21 protein-coding genes and 1 pseudogene are annotated in these 25,460 nt (G+C 73.9%); 12 read left to right on the forward strand and 10 right to left on the reverse strand.

The window, feature by feature from the left end:
- Positions 1 to 31: 31 nt before the first annotated feature.
- The 4 genes from IGA62_RS28030 to IGA62_RS28045 are packed head-to-tail and all read right to left on the reverse strand — an operon-like array spanning position 32 to position 3,079.
- On the reverse strand, positions 32 to 1,114 hold the full coding sequence (locus IGA62_RS28030) for an ABC transporter ATP-binding protein (RefSeq protein ID WP_145817821.1): 1,083 nt from the start codon (positions 1,112 to 1,114) through the stop codon (positions 32 to 34).
- Positions 1,096 to 1,911 (reverse strand): ABC transporter permease, encoded by an 816-nt coding sequence (locus IGA62_RS28035; RefSeq protein WP_145817819.1) that lies wholly within the window; start codon positions 1,909 to 1,911, stop codon positions 1,096 to 1,098. The genes IGA62_RS28030 and IGA62_RS28035 overlap by 19 nt, the downstream gene beginning before the upstream one ends.
- Positions 1,911 to 2,666 carry a molybdate ABC transporter substrate-binding protein gene (gene modA / locus IGA62_RS28040; protein ID WP_145817817.1) on the reverse strand — a complete coding sequence of 252 codons (756 nt, stop codon included), beginning with the start codon at positions 2,664 to 2,666 and terminating at the stop codon, positions 1,911 to 1,913. The genes IGA62_RS28035 and modA overlap by 1 nt, the downstream gene beginning before the upstream one ends.
- Positions 2,663 to 3,079, reverse strand: coding sequence for a TOBE domain-containing protein (locus IGA62_RS28045; RefSeq protein ID WP_145817815.1), 417 nt, complete (start codon positions 3,077 to 3,079; stop codon positions 2,663 to 2,665). The genes modA and IGA62_RS28045 overlap by 4 nt, the downstream gene beginning before the upstream one ends.
- Positions 3,080 to 3,333: 254 nt before the next feature.
- Between IGA62_RS28045 and IGA62_RS28050 the strand changes: the two genes are divergently transcribed.
- From IGA62_RS28050 to IGA62_RS28080, 7 genes are all read left to right on the forward strand, one after another.
- A complete protein-coding gene (locus IGA62_RS28050; protein ID WP_145817813.1) occupies positions 3,334 to 3,570 on the forward strand; it encodes a hypothetical protein in 237 nt (78 codons plus the stop codon).
- Entirely contained in the window at positions 3,563 to 4,144 is a 582-nt protein-coding gene (locus IGA62_RS28055) for an RNA polymerase sigma factor (protein ID WP_145817810.1), read from the forward strand. The genes IGA62_RS28050 and IGA62_RS28055 overlap by 8 nt, the downstream gene beginning before the upstream one ends.
- A 17-nt stretch (positions 4,145 to 4,161) precedes the next feature.
- Positions 4,162 to 4,380: a hypothetical protein gene (locus tag IGA62_RS28060; RefSeq protein ID WP_145817808.1), complete on the forward strand. Its 219-nt coding sequence runs from the start codon at positions 4,162 to 4,164 to the stop codon at positions 4,378 to 4,380.
- A gap of 139 nt (positions 4,381 to 4,519) precedes the next feature.
- Positions 4,520 to 5,668 carry a helix-turn-helix domain-containing protein gene (locus IGA62_RS28065; protein WP_232625159.1) on the forward strand — a complete coding sequence of 383 codons (1,149 nt, stop codon included), beginning with the start codon at positions 4,520 to 4,522 and terminating at the stop codon, positions 5,666 to 5,668.
- Between the two features lie 176 nt (positions 5,669 to 5,844).
- Positions 5,845 to 6,015 carry a hypothetical protein gene (locus tag IGA62_RS28070; RefSeq protein ID WP_186499833.1) on the forward strand — a complete coding sequence of 57 codons (171 nt, stop codon included), beginning with the start codon at positions 5,845 to 5,847 and terminating at the stop codon, positions 6,013 to 6,015.
- The gene (locus IGA62_RS28075) at positions 6,002 to 7,207 is read left to right on the forward strand and encodes a helix-turn-helix domain-containing protein (protein WP_145817804.1); all 1,206 of its coding nucleotides are present in this window, start codon (positions 6,002 to 6,004) and stop codon (positions 7,205 to 7,207) included. The genes IGA62_RS28070 and IGA62_RS28075 overlap by 14 nt, the downstream gene beginning before the upstream one ends.
- A 128-nt stretch (positions 7,208 to 7,335) precedes the next feature.
- Positions 7,336 to 8,565, forward strand: a complete 1,230-nt coding sequence (locus tag IGA62_RS28080) for a DUF2786 domain-containing protein (protein WP_145817802.1) — start codon at positions 7,336 to 7,338, stop codon at positions 8,563 to 8,565.
- A gap of 22 nt (positions 8,566 to 8,587) precedes the next feature.
- On the opposite strand, the gene IGA62_RS28085 is transcribed toward IGA62_RS28080, so the two are convergent.
- The 3 genes from IGA62_RS28085 to IGA62_RS28095 form a co-directional block, all read right to left on the reverse strand.
- Positions 8,588 to 10,177 (reverse strand): MDR family MFS transporter, encoded by a 1,590-nt coding sequence (locus tag IGA62_RS28085; RefSeq protein WP_145817800.1) that lies wholly within the window; start codon positions 10,175 to 10,177, stop codon positions 8,588 to 8,590.
- Positions 10,178 to 10,244: 67 nt separating this feature from the next.
- Positions 10,245 to 10,850 (reverse strand): acyl-CoA-like ligand-binding transcription factor, encoded by a 606-nt coding sequence (locus IGA62_RS28090; RefSeq protein ID WP_232624802.1) that lies wholly within the window; start codon positions 10,848 to 10,850, stop codon positions 10,245 to 10,247.
- A 97-nt stretch (positions 10,851 to 10,947) separates the two neighbouring features.
- Positions 10,948 to 11,775 carry an SAM-dependent methyltransferase gene (locus IGA62_RS28095; protein ID WP_145817798.1) on the reverse strand — a complete coding sequence of 276 codons (828 nt, stop codon included), beginning with the start codon at positions 11,773 to 11,775 and terminating at the stop codon, positions 10,948 to 10,950.
- Between the two features lie 199 nt (positions 11,776 to 11,974).
- Between IGA62_RS28095 and IGA62_RS28100 the strand changes: the two genes are divergently transcribed.
- The 4 genes from IGA62_RS28100 to IGA62_RS28115 are packed head-to-tail and all read left to right on the forward strand — an operon-like array spanning position 11,975 to position 19,344.
- Positions 11,975 to 14,854, forward strand: coding sequence for an SWIM zinc finger family protein (locus IGA62_RS28100; protein WP_145817796.1), 2,880 nt, complete (start codon positions 11,975 to 11,977; stop codon positions 14,852 to 14,854).
- A complete protein-coding gene (locus IGA62_RS28105; protein WP_145817794.1) occupies positions 14,851 to 15,912 on the forward strand; it encodes an ATP-binding protein in 1,062 nt (353 codons plus the stop codon). The genes IGA62_RS28100 and IGA62_RS28105 overlap by 4 nt, the downstream gene beginning before the upstream one ends.
- The gene (locus IGA62_RS28110; RefSeq protein ID WP_145817792.1) at positions 15,905 to 18,136 is read left to right on the forward strand and encodes a DUF5682 family protein; all 2,232 of its coding nucleotides are present in this window, start codon (positions 15,905 to 15,907) and stop codon (positions 18,134 to 18,136) included. Before IGA62_RS28105 ends, IGA62_RS28110 begins: the two co-directional genes overlap by 8 nt.
- Positions 18,133 to 19,344, forward strand: a complete 1,212-nt coding sequence (locus IGA62_RS28115; protein WP_232624803.1) for a VWA domain-containing protein — start codon at positions 18,133 to 18,135, stop codon at positions 19,342 to 19,344. The genes IGA62_RS28110 and IGA62_RS28115 overlap by 4 nt, the downstream gene beginning before the upstream one ends.
- Positions 19,345 to 19,698: 354 nt before the next feature.
- Here IGA62_RS28115 and IGA62_RS30410 read toward each other — a convergent pair.
- Both IGA62_RS30410 and IGA62_RS28125 read right to left on the reverse strand, forming a co-directional pair.
- A pseudogene (locus IGA62_RS30410) lies at positions 19,699 to 20,010 on the reverse strand (tryptophan 2,3-dioxygenase family protein); the annotation flags it as partial.
- Positions 20,011 to 21,760: 1,750 nt separating this feature from the next.
- Positions 21,761 to 22,174: a type II toxin-antitoxin system Phd/YefM family antitoxin gene (locus IGA62_RS28125; protein ID WP_145817790.1), complete on the reverse strand. Its 414-nt coding sequence runs from the start codon at positions 22,172 to 22,174 to the stop codon at positions 21,761 to 21,763.
- A gap of 116 nt (positions 22,175 to 22,290) precedes the next feature.
- Here IGA62_RS28125 and IGA62_RS28130 point away from each other — a divergent pair, with 116 nt between their 5' ends.
- Positions 22,291 to 23,865 carry an FMN-binding glutamate synthase family protein gene (locus tag IGA62_RS28130; protein WP_145817787.1) on the forward strand — a complete coding sequence of 525 codons (1,575 nt, stop codon included), beginning with the start codon at positions 22,291 to 22,293 and terminating at the stop codon, positions 23,863 to 23,865.
- 75 nt (positions 23,866 to 23,940) lie between these two features.
- On the opposite strand, the gene IGA62_RS28135 is transcribed toward IGA62_RS28130, so the two are convergent.
- Complete coding sequence (locus tag IGA62_RS28135; protein WP_145817785.1) at positions 23,941 to 25,383, reverse strand: M28 family peptidase; 1,443 nt, start codon at positions 25,381 to 25,383, stop codon at positions 23,941 to 23,943.
- Positions 25,384 to 25,460 lie beyond the last annotated feature (77 nt).

The raw sequence follows: 25,460 nt of genomic DNA on the forward strand, positions 1-25,460 counted from the left end.
AAAGTCAACCTGAGGTTGACGAAGCGCGACGTCAGGTCACCGCCGCCGGGTACACCCGGATCGCGGTGGGCTCGACGGCGGCCCAGACCGGCTGGCCGGTGGAGAGTCGCAGCCCGGCGGCGTCGACCGGGGGGACGTCGGCAGCCACCGGGAGCACGCCGTCCAGGCGTACCCGGAGGTTGTCGCCGTGGCGCTCGACGCCAGCGACGGTGGCCGCCCAGGTGTTGCACCGGCCCTCCCCCGGTCGGTCGGGATGGAGCGCGACCGCCGACGGCGGGAAGGCGACGAAGGAGTCCCCGTCGCCCCGGTCGGCGGTGGCCAGCACCAGCCCGTCGGAGAGCCGGACCCGGTGACCGGTGGCGTGCCCGCGGTGCAGGTTGAGCCCGACCAGCCGGGCCACGTAGTCGGTGCGGGGGCGGGCGGTGACGGTGGTCGCGTCGCCCTCCTGCACCACACGTCCCGCCTCGACGACGACCAGTCGGTCGGCGAGCACCAGGGCGTCCAGCGGGTCGTGGGTGACCAGCAGGACCGCTCCGCAGTGGGCGGCCAGGTGCCGTTGGAGTTCGGCCCGGATGTCCAGGCGGGTCCGGGCGTCGAGCGCGGCGAGCGGCTCGTCGAGCAGGAGCAGCGCTGGCCCGACCGCCAGCGCCCGGGCCACCGCGACCCGCTGCGCCTGCCCGCCGGAGAGTTGCCGGGGGCGGCGGGCGGCGTGGTCGGCCAGGCCGACCCGGTCGAGCCAGTCCCGGGCCAGCGCGCGGGCCGCCCGCCGGTCGAGCCCCTGCCGGCGCGGCCCGAACGCCACGTTCTCCACCGCGCTCAGGTGGGGAAAGAGCAGGTGGTCCTGGAAGACCACGCCGACCCGGCGGCGCTCCGGCGGGGTCCACGACCGGGTGGCGGGCCGGTCGAGGTCCCGACCGTCGAGGGTGACGTGTCCGGCGGTGAGCGGTTGCAGTCCGGCCAGTGCGCGCAGGGCGGTGGTCTTGCCGGACCCGTTCGGACCGAGCAGGGCGACGACCTCCCCGGCGGCGACCCGCAGCCGGACGTCCAGCCGGAAGTCGACCCGCTCGACGACCAGGTGCGCGGCCAGTCCCCCGGTCACCGGCCGACCGTCCAGTGGTCACGCAGCACGGCGAGGATGGTGACGGAGACGGCCAGCAGCACGAGGCTCAGCACGATGGCCGCCTCCAGGTCGGTCTCCAGGGCCAGGTACACCGCCAGCGGCATGGTCTGCGTGGTGCCGGGGTAGTTGCCGGCGAAGGTGATCGTCGCGCCGAACTCGCCGAGAGCGCGGGCCCAGCAGAGCACCGCCCCGGCGGTCACCCCCGGCGCCACCAGCGGCAGGGTGACGTGGGTGAAGGTGGTCCACCGGCTGGCCCCGAGGGTCGCGGCCGCCTCCTCGTAGCGGCGGTCCGCACCGCGCAGGGCACCCTCCACCGCGATGATCAGGAAGGGCATCGCCACGAAGGACTCGGCGAGCACGACACCGGCGGTGGTGAACGGCAGCGAGACGCCGAACGTCGCGTCGAGCCAGCCGCCGAGCAGGCCACGCCGGCCGAAGACCAGCAGCAGCGCCACGCCGCCGACCACCGGCGGCAGCACCAGCGGCACGGTGACCAGGGCGCGGACCAGCCGCCGGCCGGGAAACTCCACCCGGGCGAGCAGCCAGGCCAACGGCACGCCGAGCAGGAGACAGAGCAGGGTGGCCAGGGTCGCCGAGACCAGCGAGAGCCGCAGCGCGGTGAGCACGCCGGGCTCGGCGAGCCGCCGGGGCAGGTCCGCCCAGGGCGCGCGGGCCAGGAGCCCGACCAGCGGCAACACCAGGAAGAGCAACCCGAGGGCGGCCGGCACGAGCAGCGCGATCGGCACCTGCCGTCGCGTGGCCACCCCGGGGGTACGGATGCGCGCCGGCACTACGGGGACTGGAAGCCGGCAGCGGCGAGCACCGCCCGGCCCCGCTCGGACCGTACGTGGTCGACGAAGGCCCGCGCGCCGGACCGGTTCGCCGCGTCGGTGAGCACGACGATCGGGTAGTCGTTGACCGCGCGGGACGACTCGGGGAACTCGACTCCCTGCACGTCGTCCGCGCCCCGGACGTCGGTGCGGTAGACCAGGGCGGCGTCCACCTCGCCGAGGGTCACCTTGGCGAGCGCGCCCCGGACGTCCTGTTCGAGGGTGACCGGGGTGAGCGTCACCCCGGCGGCGTCGAGCGCGGTACGCGCCGCCGTGCCGCAGGGCACCTGCTCGGCACAGAGCGCGACCTTCACCCCGGGCCCGGTCAGATCGGCCAGCCCGGTGACCCCGGCCGGGTTGCCCTTCGGCACCGCGATGACCAGCTGGTTGCGGGCGAAGGTGACCGGTGTGCCGTCGCCGTTGCCCGCATCGGTGACCGCCCGCATCGGGGCGGGCGCGGCCGAGGCGAACACGTCGGCCGGGGCACCCTGGTTGATCTGGGTGGCCAGCGCCGAACTGCCGGCGAAGGTGAGACGCAGCCGGGTCCCCGACCGGTCGGCCTCGAAGTCCCGGGCGAGCGTGGTGAACGCGTCGGTCAGGGACGCCGCCGCGAAGACGGTGACCGTCTCCGTGCCCCCGTCGGCGGAGCCGGGGCCGCCGCACCCGGACAGCACGGCCGACGCCACCAGAGCGGCCAGGACGCCGCGTACCCTCACGATCCCGCCCTCCCCCGCGTCGCCGACGGACGCTCCACCACCACCGTGGTCGACTTGATCACCGCCACCGCCACCGCACCGACCCGCAGATCCAGCTCGTCGACCGCCTCCCGGCTCATCAGCGACACGATCCGGAACGGGCCGGCCTGGATGTCGACCTGCGCCATGACCGCGTCCTTGATCACGGCGGTGACGATGCCCCGCAGCCGGTTGCGCGCGGAGGAGAACTCCGAGCGGTCGTCGGGCTCGGCGGCCTGGGCCCGGACGAACCCGGCCAGCTCGACCCCGTCGATCATCCGGTGGCCGTGCGTGTCCCGCCCGGCCGGCAGCCGGCCACCGTCGACCCAACGGCGTACGGTGTCGGCGCTCACCCCGAGCAGCTCGGCGGCCTCCCCGATCCGGTAACTCGTCACCGGGACACCCTAGCGCCCGCATCCACCAGCCCACATGCCAGTCACCCCTTGCGGAAGCCACCATGATTCCGCCCTCGTCCTCGCAGAAGCGCCACGGTGTGGGCTCGTCTGCCCGGTCCACGGTCACCGGCCCGTCCGGGAGACAACTCGGCCGTCCCCGAAAAAAGACCGGCCCGGCGGTTCACGGACGCCACCCGCCGTCGCTCTTCACTACGACGACGCGCAACCCTCGCGGACGAACGGAGTGACGTGCGGTGGACATGGTGACCTGGGGGTGGATCGGTCTGGCGGTCGTTGCCAAGGCCAGCACAGTTTCTGCGCTGTGGATCCGGCTCCAGTGGCGGGTGCGCCAGGAGCAGGCGCGCGGGGAGACCCTGGTGGCGCTGGTCTCGGCACTACCCGCCGGTGGACAGGTACGTGAGCGGCGGGCCGACGGCTCCTGCTGCACCCTGACCGTGCCGTCCCGGAAGGACGACGAGCGTCGTGGATGAGCGCCCCGGGGGATCGACCAGGCCCACGGAGCACCGAGCAACGCCGGGCACCACACCGCAGCGGCACCGGGACGTCCTGTCGCCGGCGACCGTCGCGGCGTTCAGCGCCTTCTACCGCAACGAGGTGGGCAGACTGGTGGCGTTCCTGGTGTGGCAGGGCGCGTCCGTCGCGGACGCGGCGGACGTCGCCCAGGAGACCATGCGCCGGGCCCTGGAGCAGTGGGACACCATCCGCAGCCCGGGGCCGTGGACCCGCCGGGTCGCCTCCCGGGAGTACGCCCGACGCATGGCCGGGCTGGTGGAGTTGCCCACCGACGACCTCGCGGACCGCACTCCCCTGCTGCGGGCGTCCGTCTCCGAGATCGCCGCCTGGGAGGCCGGGCAGGAGGAACTCCGCCTGCTCGGTCACCTGCCCTCCCGGCAGCGTCAGGTGATGGCCTGGACCTTGGAGGGCTACCAACCGGGCGAGATCGCCGAACAGCTGAACATGACTCCGGAGGCGGTCAGGAGCAGCCTGCTGAAGGCCCGGCGGGCGCTGGCCACGCTGCTGCGCGGGGAGCCGGACCGGCGATGACCGGTGGGGGAGGAAACATGGACCGGACGGTACCGGTGGACACGCCCGACACGTTCCCCATCGGCCTGCGCGCGATCGAACAGGATGTCGCGGCGTTGCTCGACGTCGAGGCCGGGCTGCGCGACATCCTGCTTCCCATCCGGTACGACGACCTGGCCGGCGCCCTGGCCGACCTGGTCGACATCCGGGCCGGCCTGGCGGATCTGGTGGGCACCGATGTCGTCGACGTCGCCTGACCGACGTGGCGCGGTAGCCGTCCGTGTACTGTCCGAAGTGGCGGTCTGCCGTGTCAGCAGCCCTCGGTGTCCGCCGACCAGTCCCGCTGTCGGGGAGCGCCCACCCATGCCTCGTCGCCCCATACCGGCCGATCCGACGATCGGTGACCGCATCCGTGCCCGCCGGGAACTGCGCGGGTGGAGTGTCCGACACGCCGCCAGTCGTGCCGGCATCTCCCACACCTCGTGGTCACGGATCGAGCGTGGACAGCAGCGCACCGACCGGTACATGGTCGTCGACCTGGCCGCAGCGCTCGAATGTTCGGTGTTCGACCTGACCGGGCAGGCGTACACACCGGCCGACCGGCAGCTGGACGCGGCTCGTATCGATGCCGAACGCGTGTGGCGGATCATGATGGACACGCCGCTGACCACCTCACCCGGTGCCGGGGTGACGGCCGAGCAGATTCGTCGGGAGGCCGCGCTCGTACGGGACCTCTACGGCCGGTGCGACTACGCCGGTGCCCTGCGTCGGCTCGTGGACCTGGTGCCGGCGCTGCACGACCTGACCGACCGGCGCACGGCGCTGGTGGAGATGGTGCCGGTGTACGGGGTGGCGATGGGTGCCCTGCTCAACGTCGGTTACCCCGCACATGCCTGGCTCGCGGCGGAGCGCTGCTCCGAGGCAGCGGGGCTGCTGGATGACCCCGTGGCAGCGGGGGTGGCTGCCGCCAACCGGGCGCGGGTGTCCGCCTACTCCGGTGCGTACGGTCCGGCGCGCGCCCTCTGCGACGCGGCAAGCGCCGACCTCCAGGGCAGCAGCGCGGACAGCGCCCTGGACGTGCTCGGCTTCCTCCACCTCGCGCGGGCCCACCACCTCGCCGGCCTGCGGGACCATGCGAGGGCTGAGGATCACCTGGCCGAGGCCGCCCGCATCGCCGCGCACACCGGCGAAACCACGAGCTGGGACCTCGCCTGGGGGCCACGGAACGTGGCCCTGTGGCGGATGGCGTACCAGCTCGACACCGGTCGTCCCGAGGCGGCCATGGGGACAGCGGCGGGCGTGGACGTGACCGGGTTGCCGGCAGTGCGGCAGGTGTACTTCTGGCTCGACATGAGCCGCGCGGCCGAAGGGACCGGTCGGGACCGGGACGCCGTACGGATGCTCCTCGCCGCGGAGCGGGTCGGCCCGCAGCACACCCGCTCGTCGATCTCGGCCCGAGAGACCGTGCGATCGCTGCTCCGCAGGGGCGCGACCTCATCAGAGCTGCGGGGCCTCTGCGAACGCATGAGCATCACCTCCGGGTAGCCGTACGGTAGTGGTGCGTAACTGTTCCAGCAGGTACCGGTGTGCTCCGTAGCGTCCTGACCACGGGCGTGACGGCACGACGCATCGACACCGGTGGGGCTGGCCGCGCTCTCCACCGGCGCGGCGGTCTCGATCCCCGCAGGAACCATCGCCGCGCCCCCTCCGAAAGGTTGCGGATGGACGGTACGCGGCGCGATCCGGCACAGAGCCGGGGCGAACAGGTCGAGCAGGCCGAACGGGAGGCGGCGAAGGACCGGCTCCTGGCGCAGGCCGACGCGGAGCGGATACCGGTCGAGGAGACCACACGCGCGGTGCCCGACCGGCGGTGGCGCCGTGACCGTGGGTGAGCTGCCGATCGGTCGTCGGGTGGCGCAGTGGCGGGTGCAGCGGCGGATGTCCCAACAGGTCTTCGCCGACCGGCTCGGCAAGTCCAAGAGCTGGGTGGACAAGGTCGAGCGGGGGGTCCGGGCGTTGGACAGGTTGTCGGTGATCGAGGAGATCGCCGAGGTGCTCCGGATCGATCCGGTGGTGCTGCTCGGCCGGGACACCCCACCAGCAGCGGCGACCACGTCCGGTCTGGTCGACGGGGTGGACGGTGTCCGGGCGGCGCTGGCCCGCCACGACGTGTTCCGTACGGGCGTCGAGGCTCCGCCGCTGCCACCGGTGGACGAGGTGGCACGCCTGGTGGGTCACGGCTGGCTGGCCTACCAGCACGCCCACTACCCGCAGTTGGTGCGGATGCTGCCCGACCTGCTCGACACCGCCCGACGCTGCCACACCCCACGCGCGGAGCGGAGTGCGGAGTTGCTGGTGCAGGCGTACCGGCTCACCTCGTCGGTCCTGGTCAAGCTCGGTGACGCCGGCCTCGCCTGGCTGGCCGCCGACCGGGCGATGGCGGTGGCCGCCGAGGACCCCGTGGTGGCGGCCACCGCAGCGGTGCCGCTCGGGCAGGCGCTACGTGCGCTCGGCCGAGGGCGCTTGGCGATGACCGCGGCCCTCGCCGCCGCGAACCGGATCGCGCCAGCCGTGCCGCGGGAGGTGCCGCCGGGAGAGTCGGTGGTGTGCGGGGCGCTTCTGCTCCAGGCCGCCCTCGCCGCCGTCGACTGCGGTGACGACCGCAGCGTCGCCGAGTTGCTCGACCGGGCCGCCGACCTCGCCGACCGGGTCGGCGACGGACACGACCACCACCAGACCAGCTTCGGGCCCACCGTGATCGAGCTGGCCCGGGTGCTGACGGCCGCTGAGTTGGGCGACACCGCCGACGCCCTGCGCCGCCATGCTTCGGTCACGAGACGGGACTCGTGGCGACGACTGCCGGCCGAGTACCGGGCCGCGCACCTGATCGACACCGCCCGCGCGTACCTCCGGCTCGGCGACCTGCCCGGGGCGGGACGCCTGCTGGTCGAGGCGGACCGCACCGCACCGGCCGAGGTCCGGTGCCGGCCGGTGGCCCGTACGGTGCTCGCCGAGGTGTACCGGAGCGGCCCGGAAGCGGCCGGCGTCGCCCGCCTCGCGGCGGCGGTCGGCCTGACCCGGTGACCGGCCTTCGAGTCCCCCGCCTCGCCCCGCAGGGCCCGCCCGCAGGTGGGGCTGGTGGGCGACAGTAGCGTGTCGGGGGGACGGCCGGCCCGGCCGACCGGAAGTGGTCGTACCGGAGGGAGCCCGCGGTGTCGGACGTCGACGCGCTGATCGGCGACGCGCTCACGGCCGCGCGGGGCACCGACGTACGCCTCGCGGAGCGGCAGCTCGACCGGCTGGTGGTGGGCGACCCGGCGGTGGTGGACGCGGCCCTCGTCGCCCGGTTGGTGCGGGCCGTGGGGCGGCTCTGGCCCCGGGGATGGCAGCCGGTCGACGTGGCCCGGATCGTGGCCCGGCGCGCGGGCGCCCGACCGGCCCGGCTGCTGACCGACGTGCTCGCCGCCGACCGGCGCGGCCACGCCACCGCGCCGGCCTGGTGGGACGAGCAGCTCGCCGCCCTGGACGCCCGGGTGTGGTGGGACGACGACGGCCGTCACCTGGCCGACTGGATGGCCCGGGAACGGCTGGACCGGGTGACCGCGCTGCGTGAGGCGGTCGAGGTGCTGGCGGTGCTCGACGGGCTGCCGCCGGTCGCGGTGCTGCGCCCGCCGCCCGGCGCAGGCCAGGTCACCGCCGGGCCGGGGCCCCGCGGGTCGCGGATGCTCGACCGGGTCCGTGCCCTGCTGGCCAAGGCGGAGTCGACCGGCTTCCCGGCCGAGGCGGAGGCGCTGACCGCGAAGGCCCAGGAGCTGATGGCCCGGCACAGCATCGACCGGGTACTGCTCGACACCGGGCCGGCCGACCAGCCGGGCGGTGTCCGGCTCGGCACCGACCCGCCGTACGCGGGGGCGAAGGCACTGCTGGTGCAGGAGGTGGCCGCGGCGAACCGGTGCGAGGCGGTCTGGTCCGACGACCTCGGCTTCAGCACCGTGCTGGGCTTCCCGGCCGACCTCGACGCGGTGGAGGTGCTCTACACCTCGCTGCTGGTGCAGGCGACCTCGGCGATGCTGCGCGGCCGGGCCGAGCGGCGGGCGACGAGCAGCCGGCGCACCCGCGAGTACGACGAGTCGTTCCTCCAGGCGTACGCGCTGCGGATCGGGGAACGGCTGCGGGCGGCCACCGAACGCACCAGCCGGGAGGCGGCGCGGGCCGACGGCGGTGACCGCCTGCTGCCGGTGCTGGCCAGCCGCTCCGACGCGGTCCGGCAGCGGGCGGAGGCGCTCTTCCCCGGCGTCACCCGGGGCCGGCTGACCGTCCGGGACGCCGAGGGCTGGTCCTCCGGCACCGCCGCCGCCGACCGGGCCGTACTGGACGCCGCGGGCGGGTCGCCCCGGCGGCTGCGCGACGGCCGGCGGCCCGGAGGGCGGTCAGCACGCTGACCGCCCTCCGGCGGCAACCCGGTCAGTGCAGGGACTTGAGCCCGGCCGCCTCCTCCTGGACGCGCCGCTCGTCACCGCTGAGGTTGTGCAGCGGCTTCTCCTTGATGAACAGCACGGCGACCAGCGCGAGCAGCGCGATCGGCGCGCCGACCAGGAACAGCTCGGCGGTGGCGGTGCCGTAGACCTCCTGCACGATCTGCCGGACCGGGCCGGGTAGGGCGGACATGTCCGGCACCTCCTGGCCCCCGCCGTCGGCACCGCCAGCGGCGAGCGGGCCGAGCTTCTCGGTCATCAGGGTGGTGATCCGGCTCGCCAGGACGGCGCCGAGGGCGCTCACCCCGATCGCCCCACCCATGCTGCGGAAGAAGGTCAGCGCGGAGGTGGCGGCACCGAGTTCGTGCGCGGGCACGTCGTTCTGCGCGGCCAGCACCAGGTTCTGCATGAGCATGCCGACACCGATGCCGAGCACCGCCATGAAGACCGACAGCAGCAGGATGTTGGTGTGCGCGTCGATGGTGCCGAGCAGCAGCATCCCGATGGTCATCGTGGTGCCCCCGCCCACCAGGTAACCCTTCCACCGGCCGTACTTGGTGATGAGCTGTCCGGCGACCGTCGACGACACCAGCAGACCGAAGATCATCGGCAGGCTCATCAGACCCGCGACCGTGGGGGACTTGCCCAGCGAGATCTGGAAGTACTGCGACAGGAAGACCGTGCCGCCGAACATCGCCACACCGACCAGCACGCTCGCCACGGTGGTGAGCGCGACGGTCCGGTTGCGGAAGAGGTCCAGCGGGATGATCGGCTCGGAGGCCCGGGACTCCACCCAGACCGCCGCCGCGAGCAGCACCAGCCCGCTGATCACCATCAGCGCGGTCCAGCCGGACGCCCAGGCGAACTTGTGACCGGCCAGCGAGGACCAGACCAGCAGGGTGGAGACACCGGTGGTGATCAGGAACGCGCCGGCCCAGTCGATGCGGACCTCACGCCGGACCACCGGCAGGTGCAGCGTCCGCTGGAGCAGGACGATCGACAGGATGCTGAACGGCACCCCGATCAGGAAGCACCAGCGCCAGCCCAGCCAGGAGGTGTCCACCAGCACGCCACCGATCAGCGGGCCCGCGATGGTGCCGACGCCGAAGACCGCGCCGAAGATGCCGGCGTAGCGGCCCATCTCCCGGGGCGGGATCATCGCCGCCATGACGATCGTGGCCAGCGCGGTCATCCCACCGGCGCCGACGCCCTGGACGATCCGGCTGACCAGCAGGATCTCCACGTTCGGGGTGAGACCGGCGATCAGCGAGCCCGCCACGAACAGCCCCAGCGAGAGCTGGATCAGCAGCTTGCGGCTGTAGAGGTCGGCCATCTTGCCCCAGAGCGGCACGGTCGCCGTCATGGCGAGCAGCTCGGTGGTGACGATCCAGGTGTAGACCGTCTGGCTGCCGTGGAGATCCGCGATGATCCGGGGCAGCGCGTTGGCCACGACCGTGGAAGCGAGGATCGACACGAAGAGGCCGACCATCAGGCCGGAGAGAGCCTGGAGCACCTCACGGCGGGACATACGCCCGGCGACGGCGTCGGCGACGCCGGCTGGCGGGGCGGAAGCGGTCATGGAGTTTTCCTCACTCTGGTTGTGGGAGAGTCTCCCCGGGTCGGACAACGCCGGGGGAAGCGGTGGGTCACGGGCGGCGCGGTTCCGGAAGGCCGGCGGCGAGGGCGGCGAACGCCTCGTCGACGAGGGTGGTGAGGGGACGCGCGCCGTCGCCACGGGCCCACTGGCCCAGGCAGGCCCGCAGGGCGGCCCCGGTGACGGCGGCGACGAGCGACGGGTAGGGATGGTCGTCGGGAAGGCCGAGCCGGGCGGCGATCGCCGCGGTGATCGTCCGCTCGTTCCGCACCCCGATGGTGACCAGGCGGGACAGCAGCGCCGGGTTCCGTTCGACGACCTGCATGCGCAGGCACCACAGGTCCCGGTCGGCTTGGACGTCCTCGACCAGCTCGGCGAAGGCGGCCCGCAGGACCGCCACCACCGGCAGGTCGGCGGGGACGGCGGTCAGCCGCGCCACGAGCCGTTCCTCGTCGACCATCACGTCGCCGATGACCGCCGCGTCCTTGCAGGTGAAGTAGTTGAAGAAGGTGCGCGGCGAGACGCCGGCGGCCTCGCTGATCTCGTCCACGGTGACGTGGTCGAGGCCGTGTTCGGCGACCATGCGCAACGCGGTCAGGCTCAGCGTCGCCCGGGTCTGTCGTTTCCGACGGTCACGACGCCCCTCCGTGATGGTCACGGCGAAGACGGTACGAGCAAACTTGCAGAGACTGCAACGTAGTTTCGTGTGACCGCCATCCCACCTGTCGGTGGCCTGCGCCCGGCCGGGCGCACGGTCAGGGCTTGCGGGCGACCCCGGCCCAGTAGTAGACCGCCTCGGGGTCGGTCGGCGCCGCCCCGTCGGGCCGCCACGCCGGCACCGGCACGATGCCCGGCTCGACCAGTTCCCATCCGTCGAAGAACCGCGCGACCTCGGCCCGGGTACGCGGCACCAGGGTCATCCCGTTGCCGGTCGCGGCGGCCACCGCCGCGTCGACCGCCTCCGGGTTGAAGTCCGGCGTCGGGTGGGTGATCGCCAGGTAGCTGCCCGACGGCAGCGCGTCGGTGAGCGCACGGACCCGACCGATCGGGTCGTCGGCGTCGCCGAGCAGCATCAGGATCGCGATCAGGGTGAGCGCCACCGGCTTCGTCAGGTCGAGGGTGTCGCGTCGGGACACCTCCTCCAGGATGCGCTCCGGGTGGCGCAGATCGGCGTGGATGTACTCGCTGCGCCCCTGCGGGCTGCTGATCATCAGCGCCCGGGCGTGCGCCAGCACGATCGGGTCGTTGTCGACGTACACCACGCGGGTCTCCGGGGCGACGGCCTGGGCGACCTCGTGCAGGTTGGGACGGGTGGGAATGCCGGTGCCGACGTCGAGGAACTGCCGGACACCGGCGTGGGTGACCAGGTAGCGGGCCATCCGGTGGACGAAGCGGCGGTTCTCGGCGGCCATCATCCGCAGGGTGGGGATCGCCTCCAGCATCGCCGCGCCGGTGGCCCGGTCCACGGCGAAGTTGTCCTTGCCGCCGAGCCACCAGTCGTAGATCCGGGCGGAGTGCGGCACCGACGTGTCCACTCCGGACGGCGCGGAGCCGGTCCGCGTTACGGCGTCACTGTGCGACACGGTCGCCTCCCCTGGTCTCGGGTCCGACCTAAGGAGACTAGAGGATGCTTCGCGTGCCGCCCGGCACCGACCGGGCCCCGCCGGACCGGCCGAACCGGCCCTCACCTGCGGGTCACCGCCCGATCGCCCTGCGCCACCGCCGCCGTCGCCGACGGGTGCCGGCGGCGGTCGTGTCGTACAGGTCTCCTACAGTGCGCCGGTGCCAGTTGATCGTTGGTCCACCGCGCAGGTCCTCGCCGTCGCGCCCGACGCCGCCGCCGCCCGCACCGCCCGCAGTGTCAGCGGTGCCGCCAAGTGGTCGGCCTCCGGGCTGACCGGCGAGGTGCTCTGGGGGCTGTGCAAGGGCAGTGGGAAGAACCCGTACCAGGTCTGCGTCGACCTGTCCGGGCCCGCGTACCGCTGCTCCTGCCCGAGCCGCAAGTTCCCCTGCAAACACGCCCTGGGGCTGCTGCTGCTCTGGGCCGAGTCCGGAGCCGGCGACGCCGAGGCCCCGGACTGGGTCGTCGAGTGGCAGGCCGGACGGGCGAAACGCGCCGCGAAACCGCCGGCCACCACCGGCCCGGCGGACCCGGCCGCCGCCGCCAAGCGGGTCGAGCAGCGCGCCGCCCGGGTGGCCGCCGGCCTGGACGAACTGCGGCGGTGGCTGGACGACCAGGTGGACCAGGGGCTCGCCGGGGCCGAGCAGGCCGGACCGGCGCCGTTCGAGACGGTGGCCGCGCGGCTGGTCGACGCGCAGGCCCCGACGGTGGCCGGCACGCTGCGCCGGGCGGGTCGCACGGCCGGCATCGGCGCGCACTGGGCCGACCGTCTCCTCGGTGAGCTCGGCCTGATCCGGCTGCTGGTCACCGCCCACGACCGGCTCGACGCGCTCCCGGACGACCTGGCGGCCACCGTCCGGTCCCGGGTCGGCTACCCGGTCGCCACCGACGAGGTGCTGGCCACCCCGCCGGTGCGGGACCGGTGGCAGGTTCTCGGGCAGGTCGACTCCGCCGACGACAAGGTGACCACCCGCCGGATCTGGCTACGCGGGGCGGGCACCGGCCGGTTCGCGCTGGTGCTGGCGTTCGCCGCACCCGGGCAGACGTTCCCCGCCGACCTGGTGCCCGGCACCGAGGTCGACGCGGACCTGTGCTTCTACCCGGGCTCCCGGCCGCTGCGGGCGCTGGTGTCCACCCGGCACGGCGCCCCGGTGCCGCTGACCGCCCCGACCGGTGCGGTCGACATCCGCACCGCCCTGGCCGAATACTCGGCCGGGCTCGCCGCCGACCCCTGGCGGGAGTCCGTGCCGGTGCTGCTCGCCGGGGTCGTGCCCACCCGGGAGGGTCACCTGGTCGACCAGGCCGGGGACGCGTTGCCGCTGCTCGTCGGGCACGACCAGCCGTGGTGGCTGCTCGCCGGGGCCGGCGGCCAGCCGGTCGATCTCGCCGCCGAGCTCGGCCCGGCCGGACTGCGGCCGCTGGCCGCCTGGTCGGACGGGCGCTACCTGACCGCTCCGGCGGGCGCACCGGTCGGCCCGGACGGGCACACTGCCGAACTCCCCACCGAACTGCTCTCCGCCGCGCTGGTCGGCACCGCCCGCCGCCCCTGGGACGGTGCCGTGGCGGTGGCCGGCCAGCCCCTCGGCGCGGGCGGGGAGGGCGCGGCCGGCGTACTGGAGGCCGCGGCGGTGGCCCTGACGTACCGGCGGGCCGGGATCACCCCGTCGACCGGGCTCGGACCGGTGCCCGCCGCGCCCGCCGAGTCGGCCCCGCCCCTGCCCACCGCGGCGACCGTCCGGCTGCGCACGCTGCTCACCGACGGGGGTGCGCCCGGCGGCAGCCAGATCCAGCAGGAACTGCTCGACGAGTGGCTACGCCTGGCCGACCGGCACGGCGGGCTGGTCCCGGCCGACACGCTGCCGGCGTTGCTGGACGTCGGCCGACGTCACCGGGCGCTGCGCCCCCGGCTCAACCGGCTCGGTGGCCGCCGGGGACGGTGGCTGGCCGGTCTGTGCTCCGAGTGGGGCTACCTGCTCTACCAGGCCCTCGACCACACCGTCCCGACGGCCGGGCAGGTCGGCAGCGACGACTGGGAGACCGGCACCGCCGGTCAGCGGCTCACGTACCTGACCCGCCTGCGGTCGCGCGACCCGGACGCGGCCCGCGAGCTGCTGGCGGCCGGGTTCGCCGCGGAGAGCGCCCCCGACCGGGCCCGGTTCGTCGAGGCACTCGAGGTGGGGCTCTCCCCCGCCGACGACGCCTTCCTCGACGGTGTGCTGGACGACCGGCGCAAGGAGGTCCGCCAGGCCGCCGTCGCCCTGCTGCGCCAGCTGCCCGGGTCCGGGCTGCGTCGACGGATGGCCGAGCGGGCCACGGCCTGCATCCGCCTCGCCCCGGGCGGGACGGAGCTGACGGTCGACCCACCGCGCGAATGCGACCCGGCGATGCGGCGGGACGGGGTGGACCCGCAGCCGCCACGCGGGACGGGAGTGGGAGCCTGGCTGCTCGAAGAGGTGGTCGCCGGCACCCCCCTGGCCGCCTGGACCACCGCGTTCGCCCGGACTCCGGCCGAGGTCGTGGCGCTGGCCGCCGCCGACGACTGGGGTCCGGTGCTGTACCGGGGCTGGGCCCGGGCCGCCGCCGAGGAGCGGGCCGCCGACTGGGCCGACGCCCTGGTCACCGTCTCCCGGCAGGCCGGCCGGCAACGCCGGGACAGGCTGCCGGACCACCTGCTCTGGCAGCTCCACGAGGTGCTGCCCGCCGACCGTCTCGGTGATCTGGTCGCCGACGCCCTGCGCACCGATTCGGGCCGGGCGACCCGCCTGCTGGGCATGCTCTCCCACGACTGGTCCCCCGAACTCTCCGGCGCGGTCGCCGACGCCGTCGGGGTCTGGTCCCGCACCAACGGGCAGAACGGCTGGTACCTCTCCGAACTCTGCCGGATGGCCGGCACCGCCGCGACGCCCGCCCTGGCCGACCGGTTCCACCGCCTCACCGACGAGCTCGCCCGGGACGGCGTCGATCCCAGCCGGGTCCGTGCCGTCGGGCAGCTGGCCGCCGTCCTCGCCTTCCGTTCCGACATGCACAAGGAGTTCCGATGACCGCGCTACGTCCGCACGCCGAGCAGCAGTACGCCGACGAGCTGGCCGAGCTGGCCGCCACCGACGACCGGCCCCGCCCGCCCGGCTGGCGGCTCTCCCCGCAGGCGGTGGTGACCTACCTGCTCGGCGACGGCGCCAAGATCACGCCGAAGTACGTCGGGCCGCGCCGGCTGATGGAGATCGCGGTGTCGACCCTGGCCACCGACCGCGCGCTGCTGCTGCTCGGGGTGCCCGGCACCGCGAAGACCTGGGTCTCCGAGCACCTGGCCGCGGCGATCAGCGGTGACTCCACGCTGCTGGTGCAGGGCACCGCAGGCACCGCCGAGGAGGCGATCCGGTACGGCTGGAACTACGCCCGGCTGCTCGCCGAGGGTCCCTCCCCGGCCGCCCTGGTGCCGAGCCCGGTGATGCGGGCGATGGAGACCGGCGCGATCGCCCGGGTCGAGGAGCTGACCCGGGTCCCGTCCGACGTGCAGGACACGCTCATCACCATCCTGTCCGAGAAGACCCTGCCGGTGCCGGAGCTGACCAGCGAGGTGCAGGCCCAGCGCGGTTTCAACATCATCGCCACCGCCAACGACCGGGACCGGGGCGTCAACGAGCTGTCCAGCGCGCTGCGTCGCCGGTTCAACACCGTGGTGCTGCCGGTGCCGGCCTCCGCCGAGGAGGAGGTGGACATCGTCACCCGACGGGTGGCGCAGCTCGGCCGCTCGCTCGACCTGCCGGAGGTGCCGGCCGCCGTCGAGGAGATCCGCCGGGTCGTGACGATCTTCCGGGAACTGCGGACCGGGCTGACCGAGGACGGCCGGACCAAACTCAAGTCCCCCACCGGCACCCTCTCCACCGCCGAGGCGATCTCGGTGCTCACCAACGGGCTGGCCCTGGCGGCGCACTTCGGCGACGGCGTGCTGCGGCCGAGCGACGTGGCCGCCGGCATCGTCGGTGCGGTCATCAAGGACCCGGTCTCCGACGCCGTGGTGTGGCGGGAGTACCTGGAGACGGTGGTCCGCGAGCGCGAGGAGTGGCGCCCCTTCTACCGCGCCGCCCGCGATGCCTGAGCAGCTCTACGGCATCCGTCACCACGGTCCGGGGTCCGCTCGGGCGGTGGTGGCGGCCCTGGCCGAGCAACGCCCCGACATCCTGCTGGTGGAGGGTCCGCCGGAGGCGGACGAGCTGCTGCGCTGGGTGGCCGACGAGCGGCTGGAGCCGCCGGTCGCCCTGCTCGGGTACGCCACCGACGACCCGCGCCGCGCCGGGTTCTGGCCGTTCGCCGTCTTCTCGCCGGAGTGGCAGGCGATCCGCTGGGCGGTCGCGCACGACGTGCCGGTGCGTTTCTTCGACCTGCCGTACGCCTACCGCCTCGCCGAGCCGGACGACGCCCCGGGGGTGGAGGCCGGGGCGGGCACCGACGCTCCGGAGGCGGAGGCCGGGGCGGGCACCGACGTCCCGCAGCCCCGCCGTCCGGTCGACCCGATCGGGGAGCTCGCCGCCGCAGCCGGGTACGACGACCCGGAACGCTGGTGGGAGGACGTGGTCGAGCACCGGGGCGCCCCGGCGTTCCCGGCGATCGCCGAGGCGATGGCCGCGATCCGCGACGGGGTGCCGGACGATCCCGACGACCTGCTCCGCGAGGCGCACATGCGCACCGTCCTGCGGCAGGTGCGGCGCAGCCACGACAACATCGCCGTGGTCTGCGGCGCCTGGCACGTGCCCGCGCTGACCCGTAAGGTGCCGGCCAGCGCCGACACCGCCCTGCTCAAGGGACGCCGGAAGGCGAAGGTGACCTTCACCTGGGTGCCCTGGACGTACGGGCGGCTGGCCTCCTGGCAGGGCTACGCGGCGGGGGTCCGCTCCCCCGGCTGGTACCACCACCTGTTCACCTCGGAGAACGAGGTGGTCGCCCGGTGGCTGGTCGCCGCCGCCGGGGTGCTCCGCGACGAGGGGGTGCCCGCCTCCTCCGCGCACGTCATCGAGGCAGCCCGGCTGGCCGAGACGCTGGCCACAATGCGCGGCCGGCCGCTGGCCGGGCTGACCGAGCTGACCGACGCCAGCGGGGCGGTGCTCTGCGAGGGCGACCCGCTGCGGCTGGAGCTGATCGGTCGGCGGCTGGTGGTGGGCGAACGGCTCGGCGGCGTACCCGAGGACATGCCCGCGGTGCCGCTGGCCCGCGACCTCGCCACGCAGCAGCGCAGCCTACGGCTCAAGCCGGAGGCCCTGGAACGCCCGCTCGACCTCGACCTGCGCCGCGACAACGACCTGGCCCGCAGCCGACTGCTGCACCGCCTGCGGGTGCTGGGCGTGCCGTGGGGCGAGTCGGACCGGCGCGGGCGGAGCAGCGGCACCTTCCGGGAACAGTGGCGGCTGCGCTGGCAGCCGGAGTTCGCGGTGCGGCTGGTCGAAGCCAGCGCGTACGGCACCACCGTGGTGTCGGCGGCCACCGGCGCGGTGGCCACCGCCGCCCGGGACGCGGACAGCCTCGCCGAGGTCACCGCCCTGGTCGAGGTCTGCCTGCTGGCGGACCTGCCCGACGCCTACCCCCCGGTGCTGCGGTCGCTGGACACCCGGGCGGCCCTCGACGCCGACGTGGCGCACCTGATGGCGGCCATCCCGCCGCTGGTCCGCACGCTGCGCTACGGCGACGTCCGACGCAGCGAGCTGGGCGGACTGGCCGAGGTGACCACCGGGCTGCTGGCCCGGGTCCGCGCCGGCCTGCCCGCCGCGGTCGTCGGCCTGGCCGACCAGGCGGCCCGGGAACTGCGCGGACATCTCGACGAGGTGCACGCGGCGGTCAACCTCCTCGACGAGGGCGCGCGGGAGCCGTGGCTGGACACCCTCGCCTCGCTCGCCGACCGGGAGGACCTGCACGGCCTGCTCGCCGGCCGACTGGTCCGGCTGCTGCACGACGCGGGCCGGCTGGAGCGCGCCGAGGTGCGCCGACGGATGGGCCTGCCGTTGACCACCGGGGTCGCCCCGGCCGACGGGGCCGCCTGGGTGGAGGGTTTCCTCGGCGGTGGCGGGCTGCTGCTGGTGCACGACGACGCGTTGCTGTCCCTGGTGGACGAGTGGCTGACCGGCATCCCCGCCGACTCGTTCACCGAGGTCCTGCCACTGTTGCGGCGGACCTTCGGCAGCTTCGCCGCCGGCGAGCGCCGGTCCATCGGCGACCGGGTGGCCCACCGTGGCCAGCCGGTGCACCGGGCACCGGCGGCCGGCCTCGACCACGACCGGGCGACGGCGGTCCTGCCCACGCTCGGCATCCTGCTCGGACGGGAGATCCATTGACCACCTCCACGGACACCGCCGCGCAGGGCGGCGTGCCCTCCCCCCAGTCGGACGCGGACGCGGACCGGGAGCGGCTGCGCCGCTGGCGGATGGTGCTGGGCGGGCCCGCCGAGGGTGCCTGCGGCCGTCTCTCCGGCGGTGACGCCGCGATGGACGGGGCACTGGCCGCCCTGTACGACGCCGACGGCGACGGCGGCTCGTCCCGGCGCTCGGCCGGGCTCGGCGGCTCCGCGCCCCGGGTGGCCCGCTGGCTGGGCGACATCCGCCAGTACTTCCCGTCGACGGTCGTGCAGGTCATGCAGGCCGACGCGATCGAGCGGCTCAACCTCACCCGACTCCTGCTGGAGCCGGAGATGCTGTCCGCGGTCGAGCCGGACGTACACCTGGTCGGCACGCTGCTCTCCCTCAACCGGGTGATGCCGGACCAGACCAAGGAGGCGGCCCGGCAGGTGGTCCGCCGGGTCGTCGAGGAGCTGGAGCGGCGGATCGCCCAGCAGACCAGGGCGGCGGTGACCGGGGCGCTGAACCGGGCCACCCGGATCAACCGTCCCCGGCACGCCGACATCGACTGGGACCGCACCATCCGCGCCAACCTCAAGCACTACCAGCAGGAGCACCGCACGATCATCCCCGAGCGGCTGGTGGGGTACGGGCGGCGCACCACGGCGGTGCAGCGGGACGTGGTGCTCTGCGTCGACCAGTCCGGGTCGATGGCCGCCTCGGTGGTCTACTCCGGGGTGTTCGCCGCGGTGCTCGCCTCGATGCGGTCGCTACGGACCTCACTGGTGGTGTTCGACACCGCGGTCGTGGACCTCACCGACCAGCTCAGCGACCCGGTGGAGGTGCTGTTCGGCACGCAGTTGGGCGGGGGCACCGACATCAACCGGGCGATCGGCTACAGCCAGCAGTTGATCACCCGTCCCCGGGACAGCATCTTCGTCCTGATCAGCGACCTCTACGAGGGCGGAGTACGGGAGCAGATGCTGCGCCGGGTGGCGGAGATGACCGCCGCCGGGGTCCAGGTGGTCGTCCTGCTGGCGCTCTCCGACGAGGGTGCCCCGGCGTACGACCGGCAGAACGCCGCCGCGCTGGCCGCCCTCGGGGTACCGGCCTTCGCCTGCACGCCGGACGCCTTTCCCGATCTGATGGCCGCCGCCATCGAACGTCGCGATCTGGTGGCCTTCGCCGAACGGTTCGCCGACCGGTGACGCGAACGTCGGGCCGGCCGGCGCGGTGACCTCCGCGCTGGCCGGTGCGACGTCCACCGTCCGGAAGACCGGCACCGCGCGGACGGCCGCCAGGTAGGGCGTGCCCTCGGTGTAGCCGGTGCCGGAACGCTCTCCGAGCATCCGCACCGCCAGTCGGTGGTGTGTGCGCCGCCAGGTGAGCAGCGCCCCGGCGAAGGCGCGCATCCGGTCGGCGACCTGCGCGCGCTCGGCCGGGTCGAGCAGGCCCCGCTCCACCGCGCTCCGGTACGCCTGGTCGAGGGTCGGTTGCCCGGCCAGGACCCGCTGCCGGACCTCCGGGGTGGACCGGTAGGCCGCGCTGTCCAGCCGTTCCTGGTCGGGCGTACGGCAGAGCGACTCGACCAGCTTGTAACTGTGCGACTGGATGGCGCTGGCACCCTCGGTGTACGCCCGGAACGTCCGGAAGGACTCGGGCTGCATGGTGGCCAGCAGGGAGAACAGCAGCCCGGAGCCGGCCAGCGCCTCGGTCGCCGTGGCGAGGTGCGCGGCGGCGGGCTCGGCGGTGCCCCGGACGAGCGCGTCCCGAGCGGCGCGCAGCAGCACGACGAGCAGGGCGAAGGTGGTCTCGTACGACTGGAGCACCCGGAGGAAGAGGTACTCGTCGTGGACCACGTACACCGGCAGCATGGACAGTCGCAGGTCGCGCCGTTCGGCGGTGGTGGCGTCCACAGCCGCGCACACCTCGGCTGCGGCGGCCAGCGGGTCGGCGGCAGTGATGGTGGTGAGCGGGCTGAGCCGGGCCAGGGCGGGCTGGGCGGCGCGGACCGCCAGCCGCAATCGTTTGGTCAGCCGGTCGCGGTCCGGACGCTGCCCGGGCAGCACGTCGGTGTGACCCGCCTCGACGTCGAGCTCGAACCGCAGCAGGTCCGCCAACAGGTGCAGGTACCGCCGGTCGCGGTGCCGCCGGGCCCGGCCCGGGGTGATCTCGCCGGTCCCCTCGATGGCCAGCGACAGCACGGGAAGGGCCAGGTAGGTGTGGTAGTCGTACCGGCCGTCCCACTTGTCCAGGGCGCAGTCGAGGAAGCGGCGCAACCGCGTCACGCCGGGGCGCGGGTCGATGGGCAGCGCCGCGCGGGCGCGGTCGAGGCAGCGCAGGACGTCCCGGTCGACGAAGTGTTTACCGACCCGCAGATATTCGCTGGTGACCGCCGGATAGGGGAATTCCACCGGATCGGCCCCTGCGGACAACCAGCATTCCACGTCGCGCACGAACGTCACCTCAGCAATCGACAGGGACAGTCGGACGGCGGCCGGGCAGGCGTATGCCCACGAATCGACGGAGACGTGAACACCGGCCGGAGAAGCGGCCACCGGTCAACGGAGCGGGAATACCTCCCGACCCGTCACGGATCCCGGCGCGGGCGGCCCGGCCGAACGTCCGCATTCCTTACCGGTCAGCGGATCCGGGCACGACCGGATACGACTGTGGTGGGCGTCACCGGGCACCACGGGGACCGAGTGCTTCCTCTTCACAGATCCCACTTTCTGTGACAGGGGACACGTCCCGACCGGGTCGAAGACCGGGACATCCGCGAACCGGAAAAAACGCGGCACGGAGCCCAGGATCCAACGACGAGACAACTTACCGAGCAATAGAACTCCGCGCAAGAACGTCAATCGATTTGGTGGATCATTAAGTCCGTTATGAATACTTCACCCGTGGTCGCCCGGCGATTCACCCCATTGCACGGAACGGGGCGTCGCGGCGGGCCCAGCACCGCCCGGCGGACCGGGCCGACGCGGGCAGAGCCGACGGGCGGACCGGCCTGGTGGACCGGGCACGGAGAGGGCAGGGGGCGGACGGAGTTGGCGGGGCGAACGGTTGGCGGGGCGAACGGCTGGCCGCGGGGGGACAGAGTTGGCGGTCGGACAGTGTCGAGCTGCCCCGTCCACGCGCCCACGCGCCCACGCGCCCACACGCCCACACGCCCACACGCCAGAGCGTCGCCGTTCCAGCCGAGCTTCTTGATGCCGCCGGTGGGATCGCCGGTCCGCGGGCGCGGTAGCACAAGCGGGGCAGCTCGACAGGCAGCGGAACGCCTCACCCTTGCCCGTCCACGACACGCCGAAGGCACTACCGGACCGCACGCCAGGGCCGCACGCCCGGACCACACGCGCGGACCGCACGCCAGGACCGAACGCGAGGCGGCCACCGCACGCCACGACCGACCGCAGGCTCCGGCAGGGAGCCGCACGCCACGCGCGGGCACACGCGGGCCCGCGTAGGCCACGGCCGGGAGATCGCGCCACGATCGGACCGCGCGCCTCCGGGCCGGACCGCACACCGTGCGCCTCCGGGCCGGACCGCACACCACGGACCGGGTCGGGCCGACGGGCACGGCGGACCCGCCGCCCCCGTCCCGGGCGGGAGCGGTGATCAGTCGCGCAGGAGGTCGGCGTGCGCGGCGCGGAGCCGGGCGAGCATCGGGTCGCTGCCCGGCGTGACCCGCCGGTCGAGTTCGGCCCACACCTCGGCGAGCGCGTCGGTGACCGCCCGCAGCTCGGCGGCGTGCCGGCGGGCACTCTGCCGGTGCGTCTCGTCGAGGCGACGGGCCCAGCCGGCGGTGACCGCCGCGACCCGGTCGGCGTCGGCCCGGGCTTGGGCGGCACTCCGGGCGGCGGTCGCCGGTACGATCGCGGCGATGGGTCGGGGGTCGCCGTCGCGGGTGACCAGAGTGACCGTGTCGGTCAGTTCGGCCATCGCGACCACTTGGGTCAGCCGGGTACGGACCTCGCGCAGCGGCAGCGAGCGGGGCCGGTCGTGGCCAGGTGCCAGAGCGGGAACAGCCATGGGGACATGCTGCAACCGGGGTACGACATTTAACGCGGTGACTGTGTGCCGTGCCGGAACGAGGACGGGAATCCGGCCCAGTTTGAGCGCGACCGATCGCGGAAAGAGTGACCGGCATGACCTGGGCACGTCGAGCCGTACCCGCCGCCGCAGCAGCGCTGGCGGCCCTCGCCGCACACGACCTCCTCCAACGCAACCACGCCCTGCTGCGCAACTTTCCGGTGCTGGGCCGCGCCCGGTACCTGCTCGAATCCATCGGGCCGGAGCTGCGCCAGTACATCGTGGCGGGCAACAACGAGGAACGACCCTTCACCCGCGACCAGCGACGCTGGGTGTACGCGTCGGCGAAGAAGGAGAACAACTACTTCGGGTTCGGCACCGACAACGACATCGAGTACACCCCCGGGTATCCGATCATCAAGCACCGCACCTTCGGTCGGGCCGTGCCACCGTCGTCCCCGGCGGCCGGACACGAGGTGTGGCTGCCGTGCGCGAAGGTGCTCGGGGCGGCCCGGGGACGGCCGAAGGCCTTCCGCCCCGACTCGGTGGTGAACATCTCCGGAATGAGCTTCGGCTCGCTCTCCGGCAACGCCGTCGAGGCACTGAACCGGGGCGCGGCGCTGGCCGGCTGCCTCCAGAACACCGGAGAGGGCGGGCTGTCGCCGTACCACCGCCGGGGCGGGGAGCTGGTCTTCCAGCTCGGCACCGCCTACTTCGGCTGCCGGGACGAGCACGGCCGGTTCAGCCTGGACCGGCTCCGGGAGGTGGTGGCGGGCGCACCGGTACGCGCGCTGGAGATCAAGCTCAGCCAGGGCGCGAAGCCCAGCCTCGGCGGGCTGCTGCCGGGGGCGAAGGTGTCGGCGGAGATCGCCGAGACCCGGGGCATCCCGCCGGGCCGCGACTGCGTGAGCCCGTCCCGGCACGCCGAATTCTCCGACTGCGACAGTCTCCTCGACTGGGTCGAGCTGCTCGCCGCCGAGACCGGGCTGCCGGTCGGGATCAAGTCCGCCGTCGGTGACCTCACCTTCTGGGAGGAGCTGGCCGACCTCATGCGGGACACCGGGCGGGGCGTCGACTTCGTCACCGTCGACGGTGGCGAGGCCGGGACCGGGGCGGCACCCCTGATCTTCACCGACTCGGTCTCGCTCCCCTTCCAGCAGGGCTTCGCCCGGGTCTACCGGACCTTCGCCGAGCGGGGCCTGCACGAGCAGGTCGTCTTCGTCGGGGCGGGGAAGCTCGGGTTGCCGGACAACGCGATCGTGGCCTTCGCGCTCGGCTGCGACCTGGTCAACGTCGGCCGCGAGGCGATGCTGGCGATCGGCTGTATCCAGGCCCAGAAGTGCCACACCGACACCTGCCCGACCGGCGTCGCCACCCAGAACCCCTGGCTGGCACGAGGGCTGGACCCCACGCTCAAGTCGGTCCGGGCGGCGAACTACATCCGGACGCTGCGGCGCGACCTGATGAAGGTGGCCGAGGCGTGCGGGGTCGAACACCCGGGGCTGATCGCCACCGACGCGGTGGAGATGCTCGACGGCCGGACCGCCTCCACGCCCCTGGCCGAGGTGCACGGCTACCGGCCGGAGTGGGGGCTGCCGTCGGCGGCCGACCGCGAGGAGATCATCCGGTTGATGACGGCGGAGGTCCCGCAGGGCGGCAGCGCCCCGCCCTCGGCGACCGCGCAGCACTGACCGCACCGCCGGCGGCCGGGGCGTCGTGCGACGAGCGGGGGTCTCCCGCCCCGACGGCGGGAGACCCCGACTCGGTCAGCTGGCCTGCAGGGTCACGTCGTCGACGACGAAGCTGGTCTGGAGGCTGGCGTCCTCGGTGCCGGTGAAGGTGAGCGTCACCGTCTGCCCGGCGTACGCGGCGACGTCGAAGGTGCGGGCGACGTAGCCGGCGGCGGCGTTCAGGTTGGAGTACGTGGCCAGCGTGGCCCCGCCGAGCTGCACGGTGAGCCGGTCGTAGACCCGGATGCTGGTGGTCTCGGCCGTGTCGATGTGCAGGTGGAAGGTGAGGGTGTAGCTCGTACACCCGGCCGGCAGGGTGACCGACTGGGACAGCGTCTCGGTCCGGGTGGTGCCGTCCCCGTTCAGCCACGCCTTGTACGCGCCGGTCCGCGCCGGCTGCCCGGTGGAGTTGGTGATCACGCCGGTGGAGCCGGTCCACGGCGCGGTGCCGTTCTCGAACGAGCCGTTGCCGACCGACTCTCCGCCGGTGCAGGGACCGGGCGTGCCGCTGCCCACCGCGAGCTGCCAGATGGCGTACGCGACCCCGTCGGCGTTGCGGTTCAGCACCGTCGCGCTGACGTTGCTGGTGGTGTCGCAGGAACGGTGGTAGCACGGGTCGTACGACGAACCGGCGGTGCCGCCCCACTTGGCGGCCTGGGTGCTGGTCTTGCGGGCGCTCGCGCCGGCGGCGTAGCCGGAGGTGGGGATGCCGGCCTGCTGGAACGGGTAGTCGTCGGAGCGGCCCTGACCCTCGACGTTCTCCTCCGGCTGGAGCCCGAGCGAGTCCCAGTACGCCTTGAGCGGCGCGGCGGTGGTCGAGGTGATCCGGTTGATGAAGTAGCCGGCGTTCAGCGAGCCGACCATGTCGAAGTTGTAGTAGCCCTTGATGTGGCCGCGCTGGGTGGCGCTGAGCGAGTTGACGTAGAACTCGGAGCCGTTGAGCCCCTGTTCCTCGTCGGTCCACCAGGCGAACCGGACCCGCTTGGTCATCGTCGGCCGCTGCTGCGCGAGCACCAGCGCGTTCTCCAACAGGACGGACGAGCCGGAGGCGTTGTCGTTGATGCCGGGGCCGGCGGACACGCCGTCGAGGTGGGCGCCGAACATCACCACCTGGTCGGTGGGACCGGCCGGCCACTCGGCGATCAGGTTGTTGGAGCGGTACACGCAGGTCGTGCAGACCTGCTCGGTGACCGTGTAGCCGGCCGCCTGGAGCTTGGCCCTGACGTACGCGACCGAGGCGGTGTAGCCGGCGGACCCGGCCCGGCGGTGGCCGCCGTTCTGCTGGGCGATGGTCTGGAACTGGGTCAGATGGGCCTGGACGTTGGCCACCGCGATGTCCGGGGCGGCGAGGGTGACGACGGGAGCCGGGACGACCGTCCGCGTGGGCGCGGACGGGGAGGCCGGCGACGCGACGGGCGTCACCGTCAGCGCGGTCGCGACGGCGAGCGCCAGGGCTGCGGTCAGCGTTCTGCCTCTCATGGAGCCTCCTGGGTGGGGATGTGTCCAGACAATGACATCCGTCGATTATTGGGTCAATCGGCGATCCGGACGGGCCC

Origin of the sequence: Micromonospora sagamiensis, assembly GCF_014680085.1 — a bacterium.
GTDB classification, from domain to species: Bacteria; Actinomycetota; Actinomycetes; order Mycobacteriales; family Micromonosporaceae; genus Micromonospora; species Micromonospora inyonensis.